The organism is Paraburkholderia sp. BL25I1N1 (assembly GCF_003002025.1).
Taxonomy (GTDB): Bacteria; Pseudomonadota; Gammaproteobacteria; order Burkholderiales; family Burkholderiaceae; genus Paraburkholderia.
Map to the genome: position 1 here is coordinate 1 of NZ_PVZB01000076.1, position 1596 is coordinate 1596.

1 protein-coding gene is annotated in these 1596 nt (G+C 65.1%); it reads right to left on the reverse strand.

Features of this window, described 5'->3' with window-relative positions; translation table 11 throughout:
* Window positions 1-1590: type VI secretion system Vgr family protein (locus B0G73_RS39915; protein WP_258194194.1), on the reverse strand; the 1590-nt coding region annotated here is incomplete at its 3' end.
* Window positions 1591-1596: the final 6 nt, after the last annotated feature.

A 1596-nucleotide genomic window follows, 5' to 3' on the forward strand; every position in this document is an offset into this window, starting at 1 on the left:
CAGTTTCAGCCCAAGCTGGTAGGCGAACATCGAGATCGCACCGCGCACCGACGCGAACAGTGAGCGCCCCGACGACACGCTCACGTCGCGACCTGCTGTCACCGCATGATCCTGGCCACTCACGATGTGCGTGCCCTGTGTGGCGCTCATGCCGATGCCCGCCGCGCTCGCAACGACAAGATCGGGTCGCGTCATTTCGGGGAACGGATTTTCACGCCAGTGGGCGGTGTCGCCCCGGATCGCGTCGTTCTGCGCCTTGATGGCTTTCGCGGCGTCGTGCTGGCTCGCGTCCGACGACTGCGCGTTGTGCTGCTGCGCGAGCTGCGCCATGTCCTCATGTTGCGCGCGCGCCTGCGTCAGGCGCTGCACCGTCTCGCCCATGTCCTTCGCGGGCGACTGCGCACCGCTGCGCGTCTCGGTGGTCACCAGCATGCCCCGGTTTGCGCGGACCACGCCCCATGAATCGGTGGCGAGTTCCCAGCCGATGCCGCGCGCCTGTTTGCGTCCCTCGCCGGGCACGATGCGCGTGTTGTAACCCACCACCAGCCGCGAGTTCGCCTGATCGCTCGTCACCTGCGCCTGTAACCGGTCCGGTGTGTCGTCCGCAACGAACTGGTTCGACCCGCTCCCTTCCAGATTGCGACTGAGCAGGCCTGACAGGGCATGGTTGTCCTGCAACGGCCACGGCGGCATGTTGTCCGCGTTGTAGGCCTGCCCGATGACGAACGGCCGGTCCGGGTCGCCGTCGATAAAATCCACGATCACTTCCGTGCCGATGCGAGGCAGGCTGATGGCCCCGTGACCATTGCCCGCCCACGGCGACATGACCCGCGCCCAGCACGACGAATTCTCGTCCCGGTTCGGCGAGCGGTCCCAGCGGAATTTAAGCGTCACGCGGCCATACGGTTCGGTGGACACGACGTTTCTATCGAAGCCCGTCACCACGGCGCTCTGCGGCCCGGTCGTGCGCGGCTTCGGGACCGTGCGCGCCGGACGGAATACATTGGTCGCCGGTTGCACGGTGAAGTCGGTGTCGAACCAGTAGACGCCCGGACCGGTCGATTCCATCGTCTCTTCGGCATCGAGCTTCGCGCGGATCACCATGTATTCCTGGTTCGCCTTGCGATACGGATGGTTCTCCAGATGGAAGGTCGTCCCGCATACGACATTGCGCAGCGCGCCACGGCCTTCGGCGCGCTCGCCGCGCGCGAACAGTTCCTCGATGCGGATCTGCGCGGACTTCTCGCCTTCGACCGGGTCGGTGTAGTCGCCGGGCCACTCGTAGCGCGCCAGATCATTGTGGATCGTCTTCTGCGGCTGGACCTTGCGCACGCCAAGATTGGCTTCGGGCTGCTTGAAGTCATAGTCGCCGGTGGTCCAGACGCCCGACTGCAACGTCTGGGCGATATCGAACGCGTCGATATACTCCGCGTCGATCCTGTGCCCCGGCGGGTAGTACGCGAGCGTGTGATACGCCTCGCTCTGCACCGGCTTGTGCGCGCCCACGTGGTCCACGAACACCATCCGGTGATAGCCCTTCGAGTGCTCGAAAAACCAGTAGATGCCGTTCTCAGCCATCAGCCGCTGCACGAAATT